General features: G+C 73.1%; 8 protein-coding genes. 1 reads left to right on the forward strand and 7 read right to left on the reverse strand.

Going from position 1 to position 8,371, the window contains the following annotated elements:
- Positions 1–1,499 precede the first annotated feature (1,499 nt).
- The 7 genes from EYA84_RS20795 to EYA84_RS20825 all read right to left on the reverse strand — a co-directional run bounded on the left by EYA84_RS20795 (position 1,500) and on the right by EYA84_RS20825 (position 6,948).
- Positions 1,500–1,979, reverse strand: a complete 480-nt coding sequence (locus tag EYA84_RS20795; protein ID WP_131054719.1) for a phage tail protein — start codon at positions 1,977–1,979, stop codon at positions 1,500–1,502.
- A 1-nt stretch (position 1,980) separates the two neighbouring features.
- On the reverse strand, positions 1,981–3,243 hold the full coding sequence (locus EYA84_RS20800; protein ID WP_131054720.1) for a phage tail sheath subtilisin-like domain-containing protein: 1,263 nt from the start codon (positions 3,241–3,243) through the stop codon (positions 1,981–1,983).
- 22 nt (positions 3,244–3,265) lie between these two features.
- Positions 3,266–3,955 (reverse strand): carboxypeptidase-like regulatory domain-containing protein, encoded by a 690-nt coding sequence (locus tag EYA84_RS20805; RefSeq protein WP_131054721.1) that lies wholly within the window; start codon positions 3,953–3,955, stop codon positions 3,266–3,268.
- Entirely contained in the window at positions 3,952–4,563 is a 612-nt protein-coding gene (locus EYA84_RS20810) for a glycine zipper family protein (protein WP_131054722.1), read from the reverse strand. The genes EYA84_RS20805 and EYA84_RS20810 overlap by 4 nt, the downstream gene beginning before the upstream one ends.
- 12 nt (positions 4,564–4,575) lie before the next feature.
- A complete protein-coding gene (locus EYA84_RS20815; protein WP_131054723.1) occupies positions 4,576–4,911 on the reverse strand; it encodes a hypothetical protein in 336 nt (111 codons plus the stop codon).
- Between the two features lie 84 nt (positions 4,912–4,995).
- The gene (locus EYA84_RS20820; protein WP_131054724.1) at positions 4,996–5,748 is read right to left on the reverse strand and encodes an LppM family (lipo)protein; all 753 of its coding nucleotides are present in this window, start codon (positions 5,746–5,748) and stop codon (positions 4,996–4,998) included.
- Between the two features lie 213 nt (positions 5,749–5,961).
- Positions 5,962–6,948 (reverse strand): LacI family DNA-binding transcriptional regulator, encoded by a 987-nt coding sequence (locus EYA84_RS20825; protein ID WP_131054725.1) that lies wholly within the window; start codon positions 6,946–6,948, stop codon positions 5,962–5,964.
- A gap of 179 nt (positions 6,949–7,127) precedes the next feature.
- On the opposite strand from EYA84_RS20825, the gene EYA84_RS20830 reads away from it, so the two are divergent.
- The coding region (locus EYA84_RS20830; protein WP_394347594.1) for an MFS transporter at positions 7,128–8,371 on the forward strand (1,244 nt) is incomplete at its 3' end.

Genomic DNA, 8,371 nt, shown 5'->3' on the forward strand with positions numbered 1-8,371 from the left:
GCCACGCACCGGGCCAGAGCCCGTCCCCGTACGCACCGTCCGCGCGCCGCCGCCCGACCTCGCCGCCCCTCCCGGACGGACCGTCCCCACCCGCCGCTCCCCACCGCTCCGGGTACCGCGTCCCGTCGGGCCCGTCCCCACCCGACCACGCCGGATGCCGATCCCCGTCGCGTCCGCTGCCGGGTGATCGCGCCGGACGCCGCCCCCCGTCGGACTCCCGCCCCGCTACCTGTGACGGCGAGGTGTCCGGGTCGGAGCTGACCAGGCGTAGCACCGCCCGATTCCGCCCCGGCACCGATCGCGGTGCTTCGGGCGGATCCGTCACCGACCGTGAGTGCCCCGCCGTCGACCCGGAGCCGGACGACGATCCGGCGGACGCCACCGGAACGTCGGTCTGTCGGTCGGCACCGGTGCCCCGCCGTGGTCGGCCCGCCACGTCTGCCACACCGGTGCCGGTCACGCTGGTCGCCGGGTCCGTCCCCTCGCGGGGCGGATCCGCGCGACGCCCGCGTCCGCCCGCCCACGGCATCGTCGCGTCGCCCACCGCCGGACCCACACCCTCCCCACCGGACGCCACCCCGCTGACGCCCGCACCTGCCTTCGGTGTGTTCGGTCCGCTGATCTTCGGTGTGTTCGGTCCGCCGACGCCCGCCGCTGCTCCCGGTGCGCGTGCCCCGCTGACGCCTGGGGCTGCTTCCGCCGTGCCCACACCACTCACCGAGGGCGTGCCGCCCGTGGACGGCCGCGGCGCACCCTCCATCCCGGCTCCTGTATCGGCTCCGCTTCCCGTACGTCGACCTCCCGGTACGCCGTGGTCACTCGACGTCGGGCTGCCCCCGCGTACCACCGCCGGACCGGTCGCCGGACCGGTCGCCGGTCCCGTCGTCGCGCCGGTCGCCGGTCCGGTCGTGGGGCCGGACGTAGGGCTGGTCATGGGGCCGGCACCTGTCCCTGCTCTGCCCCTTTGCTCTGCTTCACTCCACGCAACGGCCGTCGTGCGGTATCCCGGGCGTTGCGTCGGTCGAAGCAGAGCAAAGGGGCCGGGGGAGGACCTGTCGCTCCCCGGTGACGCGACGTGAGCCGACGAGACCCCGTCGCCCCAGCCGCCGCCGGGCGGCCGTCGCCCGGCCCACGGATCGGTCACGTCCACCGGTCCCTCCGCCGCACCAGGCGGCAGAGCAGCAGGCGGCAGATCACCAGGCGGCAGCTCGGCCGCGAGGTCGCGGAGCAGCCCCGGGGCATGGGCGGCGATCAGCCGCAGCCAGTGCTCCGGGGGGCGGTCCGGATGCCGGTACGCGACCGCCTCCCACACGTCCGACGGCGCTGCGGCGTCAGTCCCGTGGTCCGCGTCGCCGACCGCGTCGCCACGCAGGCCCCCGATCGCGCTGGCGCGGATGCCACCAGGCAGGTCGTCGTCCCTCTCGTCGTCGGTGGTGTCCACCAGACCGGCGAACCGGTCCACGGCACGCGCGGCGGACCGGAGCCGACCGGCGACCCAGCTACGCGGGCGTGGGCGCGGCACCGCCGGTCTCCAGTTCCAGGCTCTCGTAGCGCAGCGTCAGCGCCGCGATGGCGATCTCCTGGCCGAGCGTGTTGAGGTGTGCGCCGCGCCATCGGGTGGGCCAGGCGTTGAGCAGGTTCCAGCGCAGCACCTCGGCCGTGCCGACGGAGTCGAGCAGCACCACCGAGACGTTGCGGCGGTCGCTGGTGCCCCGGGCGATCGTGTGCACCCAGTCCCACAGCTCCCGGGACGCGGTCAGGCCGAAGTGCAGCGTGACCGGGCCGTACTCGACCTGTCCGGGGATCATCCGGATCCGGTCGTTGCCCTGCTCCCGGTACGGCTGGGCGGGGATGTTCACGTCCAGGCCGCTGACCTCGGTGAAGTGGCCGTTGGTGACCCCGTTGACCAGCAGCTTGAAGTTGTACGCCCGGTACGGGTCGACCGGGGCGCCCGGCTGCGGAGTGGCCGTGGTCGGCATGTCAGCCTCCAATCGTCTCGGTCTCGGTGCCGCCGGCCCACTGGCTCAGCTTGAACACCACGAACTCGGCGGGCTTGACCACCGCGATGCCGATGTGCGCGACCACCATCCCGGCGTCCCGGACGTCGGCCGGGTTGGTCTCCTCGTCGCACTTGACGAAGAACGCCTCCTCGGGCGTACGACCCAGCAGCGCGCCGTCGCGCCACACCCGGGTCAGGAAGGCGCCGATGTCCCGGCGGATGGAGCGCCACAGCGTGTAGTCGTTCGGCTCGAACACCATCCACCGGGTGCCGTTGGCGATGGCCTGCTCGATGGCGATGGAGAGCCGCCGGACGTTGAGGTACCGCCACTCGCTGGCCTCGGCGGCGAGTGTCCGCGCGCCCCAGACGCGGATGCCCTCGCCGGGGAAGTACCGGATCACGTTGACGCCCTTGGGGTTGAGCACGTCGTGCTCGGATCGGGTGACCAGATGACCCAGGTCGACGGCACCGCGTACCGGCTCGTTGGCGGGAGCCTTGTGCACGCCGCGCAGGGCGTCCGTGCGGGCCCAGATACCGGCCAGGTGCCCACTCGGCGGGGTGAGCACCAGGTCGCCGCTGAGCGGGTCGCGGACCCGCAGCCAGGGGAAGTACAGCGCGCCGAAGTCGGACTGCCGGGGCCGGTGCGCCTGCGGGCCGCCGCTCGACCCGGTCGTACCCCCGCCCGCGCCGCCTGAGCCACCCGAGCTGGCGGGGCTGTCGCCGCCCTCGGTGGGCTTCGCCGCCCGACCGGAGCCGGCCGTGGCCACCCGGGTCAAGGTCGAGATGTCGTCGATGTCGGGAGCGGGATCGCAGATGGCGACCATCGTGCGGGTGCGCTCGGCCAGGCTCAGCAGCGCCTCGTGCGCGACCGCGTCGTGGAAGCCGGGCGCGGCCACGATGGAGATCTCGTCGATAGCCTCCAGCAGGTCCAGTCCGCCGCGCTGGCGTCCGCTGCCGGTGAGCGCGCCGCCCTCGCCGACGTTGACCACCCAGCAGCGGGTGCCCCCGTTGTCGAGGAAACCGAAGACCGCGCGGGCCAACGGGGTGCTCTCGAACTCGTCACCGTCGGCGTAGAGGCGGAGGAACTCGGTCCAGTTGTTCACGGCGAGGGCCTCGCCGAGACGGGCCGTGCGGTCCGGAGCCACGCCGACGAAGGCTGCCGTGCTGGTGCCGACCGGTCCGATCGGCCGGGCACCGGCAGGCACCTCCTCGACATAGATCCCGGGTGAGAAGTAGCTGGGCATCGGTCCTCCCGTACGGGTCGGGTCAGCGGGTCGGTGGCGCGCAGACGATGACGATGTCGGTGTCGGTCGGGTCCACCTCGGCGGTGAGCACCTGACCCCGACCGGTGAGCCGGAGCCGGACCGTTCCGGGCTGCTGCGGGTCGTGCGGCACGCCGACGACCCGGAACCGTCCCGCCGGATCGGTCCGGGTCGCGTACGGCTGACCGACGACCTCCACCCGCATCGCGGCGAGCGGCTGGTCGGCGGGACCGACGACGCGGCCGTCGAAGGTGAGCATCTCCAGTTGCCGCAGCCGCAGCGGACGCAGCACCGGCGGTGCCGGCTCGTGCGGGTGGGTGACCTGCACCGGTACGTCGATCAGCAGGGCCGGCCGGGGCGGGACGCCGAGGGCCACCCACAGCGCCGGGTCACCGGCCTCCAGCACGAGCGTGTGTCCGCTTCCTCCGGTCGCCGCGACGAGCACCCGGTCCAACGTCGCCAGCGCCTCCGGCCCGTCTGCGGCGAGCAGGTAGCGGGCGACGAGCCGGTACGGCTCGGGGCCGCCGCTGCCCCGGGTCTGCCGGGCCGGGCGCAACTCCAGCGGCCACAGTGTCAGCCCGCCCGCCGCCGGACCGGACCCGGGCGGACCGACCGGGACGGCGTCTCCCGCCGCCCCGGCCAGCCACTCCGCCAGCTCGGCGGTGGCCGTCTCGATCGGGCCGCCTCCGGTCATCGCGGCGGCGTCCCCTGGATGCGGTACGCGATCGCCTCGTTCCACACGTGCGGGTAGACGCCGATCTCGAAGTACCGGGTGAAGCGGTTGATCGGGGCGCCGGTGTGGTCGTGGTAGAGCAGCCACACCGGCGCGATGGTGAACAGCACGTAGTTGGCCAGGACCAGCGGGATGTAGAGCGGTCCGAGCAGTCGGGCCTGGAAGATGTGCACGTCCTCGTGGCGCTGGATGCCCGGCCCGGAGCCGGCGCAGACCGTGCCCAGCGTGGTGGCGTAGCGCGGCGAGACGCCCTCCACCACGTTGACCCGGCAGCTGTGCTGCGAGGTGGCCCGGTCCAGCGAGTGGCCGAAGACCAGGTGCACCGCGAGGTAGGTCGCGCCCACCACCGTGTTCAGCAGGCTCCACGTGTGGTCGACGACGAACAGGAAGATCCCTCGGGCGTCGGCCCCGTAGACCCGGGCCGAGGTGATCGACCATCCGAAGACGATGCCGACGACCAGACCGACGCCCGCCCCGACGAGCAGCCCGACGGGTCCGCCCAGCAGCCCGCCGAGGACCGTGCCCGCCGCGACGTGGACGGCGGCGCTGATGACTCCGAAGACGGCCATGACGGTTCCCCTCTAGGCCCAGGAGCGGATGAAGCGGGGCTCGTTGCCCTGCGCCAGCCGGGTCGGGGTCGCCTGCCGGTTGCCGGGAGGCAGTTGGTTGACGCCGAGGGCGGCGGAGAAGATGACCAGGCCGTTGAAGAAGGCGATGATCCACTTCTCGGCGCCCGCGTCGGTGGCGAAGGCCGCGGTGAGGTACGACAGCAGCAGGGCGATACCCAGCGCGATCCACTTGCGTGCCGTGTCGGCACTCGGGCCGATCAGCCCGCCGATGACGTTCGTGGCCAGCAGCGTCGCGGCGCTCGCGCCGGTCAGACTGCCCAGCGCCGCCCAGGTGAAGAGATCGTTCATCGCCGATCTCCCTTCGGTTTCGCGTGGTGCGAGGTGGGATGTGGTGCCGCCCGCCGGGCGGGCGACGGTGCCGGCTGACCTGCGTCAGCCGGAGCCCGGCACACCGCCGGTCGTGGTGTGCGGTGCCGGACCGATGGTGCCCGGACCACCGGAGGTGCCCGGTCCGCCGGGCGTCGGTGCGCCGCCGTCAGCCGGGCCCGTGCCGGGCCGACGCAGCAGCAGTACGACGAGCGCCGCGACCAGCAGCAGGATCACCGCACCGGCACCGACCAGCAGCCACGGGAAACTCCCGCCGCTCTCCTCGTCGTCCGCCGGGGCGGACGGTCGGGGTGGTGCCTCGGCGACGGCCCGCAGTTCCGGTGGCTTCGGTTGGTTGCGGGCGACCCGCCAGGTGACCGTCCGGTCGTTGACCTGACCGCCCGCGCTGACGTCCAGCACGCGTCCGGGAAACGTCACCGAGATCTCGAACGACATCAGCGTCATGAAGTGCGCCTGATTGGCCGGATTCTGTTCGGCCACTTTTCCGCCGTACTTCTTCGGATCGAGCGGAAGAGTGAACACGTACCGGTCGTCGCCCTGTCGGACGATGCTCAGACTTTCGCTGTCGAATTGATCGAGCGGGACATTCCGGTAGTTGATCTGAGAGCCGTAGTGGGTGGCGTCCTCGTACCGGCTCTCGGTGCCTTCGGGCAGGGCCGGGATGTTCTGCCGAAGCTCGGCGAAGCCGGCCTCGACCGTCTTGTTGTTGGTGGTCAGCACGGTGCGTTCGGCGGTCAGCAGGAGTTGTCCGCTGACCGTGTCGTCGGCGTTGACGGTCAGCCCGGCGTTCAGTTGCATACAGCCGGAAAGAACCGCCAGAAGGACGAGACACGCCGCGCCGCGGAGTATCCTGGTGCGCCCGGGCCCCGATTTCATGGGCTCAGTCTGTGCGTTCGCCGCCCGAGCCATCAGTCAGCGATCAGTCAGATGGCAGTCGCCGATCTTACCGATTTCCGGTCACATTCGGCCGAGTCCCCGTACCGCTGAATTGGATATCCTGAAAGATTGTGGTCAGGCGCTGTCGCGGCGCACCAGTGCGGACGGGAAGCGGGTGCACATCGGGGCGTGCCGGTGCTCCAGCACCATGGTGGCGGCGGCGCTGGCGATCTGGCGTACCGGGTGACTGGCGGTGGTCAGGGCCGGAGCCGTCACGGCGGCCAGCGGGATGTCGTCGAAGCCGGTCACCGCGACGTCGCCGGGCACCTGTACGCCGTCGGCGCGGAGCCGACCGATCACGCCCAGCGCGGTCGCGTCGCTGATCCCGACGATCGCGTCCGTGTCCGGCCAGCGGCGCAGCACCTCGCGGGCGGCGGCGCGGCCCCGCTCCACGGAGAAGTCGCCGACCACCTCGCGCGTCGGCAGGCCCGCGTCGCGCAGCAACCCCCGGTACGCGTCCACCGAGCGGTTCGCGCAGGTCAACCACGGGGGGCCGGTGACCATCGCGATCCGACGGCGACCGCCGGAGTAGAGGTGACGGACGATGGCCTCGGTGGCGCCGCCGTTGTCGATGTCCACCGACGGCACGGTGGCCGAACCGACCCCGATCGACACCGCTCGCCCCCGCAGCCGGCGCGGCACCAGTTCCAGCAGAGCCGGGGTCGTGTTGACCAGGATCAACCCGGTTACGCCCCGGTCGTCGGTCAGCCGGACCAGCCGCTCCGGGGCGTGCAGCGGCACCCAGTCGACGGTGACGCCCAGGCCGTGTGGTGCGCAGACCCGCGCGGTGGCGCCGAGCACCTGGTCGACGTAGCTGTCGTCGAGCACGGCCGGGTCGGTGCCGGCCACCGCCACCAGCAGCCGTACGCCGGTGCCGTGCACCAGCGCCCGGGCGGCCGGGTTGGGTACGTAGCCGAGCTCGTCCACCGCGGTGCGTACCCGCTCCCGCGCGGTCGGTGACGCGAACCCGTTGCCCGCGATGACCCGTGACGCCGTGGAGCGGGAGACTCCGGCGGCCCGGGCGACGTCGTCCAGGGTTGCCGGCCGGCGTGCCGTGGTCATTGGTGTCTCCCTGTTGCCCTCGGCCCGCCTGGTACGCGGGCTCCCACCGCATCATGCCTCGCCGGACGCCCGGGGGTAAGGACCGGAGATGGATTGTGGTGGTAGCGCTCCCAGGTGTGTGATCGTTGCCTGCGCTCCCACCGCCGTCGAGAGGACCGGGAAGTTCCATGGATCCCGTCATCAGCACGCCCGCGACACCACCGGTCACCTCGGGTCCGCCCCGGGCGGTGCTGGCCGCCCGCAACGGCGTGGCGGTGGTGTTCGCGCTCAACGGGTTGGCCGTCGCGACCTGGTTCTCCCGGGTGCCGGCGGTCCGCGACGGGCTGGAACTCAGCCCCGGTCGTCTCGGCCTGCTCCTGCTCGCCATGTCCATCGGCGCGATCGTCGCGATGCCCACCGCCGGTCTGCTCACCCAGCGTCTCGGCGCGGCCCGCGCGGTGGTGTTCTCCACCACCGTGGTCGCCCTCGGCCTCACCGTGGCCGGGGTGTCGGCGGTGGCCGGCTCGTTGCCCGGGGTGGCGGTGGGCCTGTTCGCGCTCGGTTACGGCTCCGGCAGTTGCGACGTGGCGATGAACATCGAGGGCGCGATCGTCGAACGCCGCCTGGGCTGGACGGTGATGCCCCGGTTCCACGCGGCGTGGAGTCTCGGTTCGGTGGCCGGTGCCGGTCTGGGCGCCGGGGCCGCCCGGCTCGGCCTGCCGGTCGCCGTCCACCTCGGGGTCCTTGCGGCGGTGGTGCTCGTCGGCACGCTGCTGGGCGCCCGCGCGTTCCTGCCCGCCGCGCCCGGTGCGGAGAGCGAGGGCGCCGGTGGCGGTCGACAGTCCCTGCTCGCCGCCTGGCGGGAGCCGCGCACCCTGCTCATCGGTCTGGTGGTGCTGGCGGCGGCGTTCGCCGAGGGCAGCGCCAACGACTGGATCGCGGTCGCCTTCATCGACGGGTACGGCTTCAGCGAGGCAGCCGGCGCGGCGGTCTTCGCCGTCTTCGTGACCGGCATGACCGTGGGCCGGACGCTCGGCACGGTGGCCCTGGACCGGTGGGGGCGGGTGCCGGTGCTGACCGTGACCATCCTGCTCGCCATCGTCGGCGCCGGTGTGGCGATCCTGGCCGGCTCCGGCCCGGTCGCGGTGGTCGGCGTGGTGCTGTGGGGGATCGGCGCCTCGCTCGGCTTCCCGGTCGGGATGAGCGCCGCCGCCGACGAGGAGGAGCACGCCCACGTCCGGGTCAGCGTGGTCGCGGTGATCGGCTACACCGCGTTCCTGGCCGGACCGCCGTTGCTGGGGCTGCTCGGTGACCGGATCGGCACGCTGCACGCGCTGCTGGTGGTGCCGTTGCTGCTGCTGCCGACCCTGCTGCTGGTGCGGGTCACCCGCCCGCCCGTCTCCGGCGCCACGGGGGAGCCGGATCGGGCGGGCGCCCCGGAGCC

Source organism: Verrucosispora sp. SN26_14.1 (assembly GCF_004307965.1).
In the GTDB taxonomy this organism is placed as follows: domain Bacteria; phylum Actinomycetota; class Actinomycetes; order Mycobacteriales; family Micromonosporaceae; genus Micromonospora.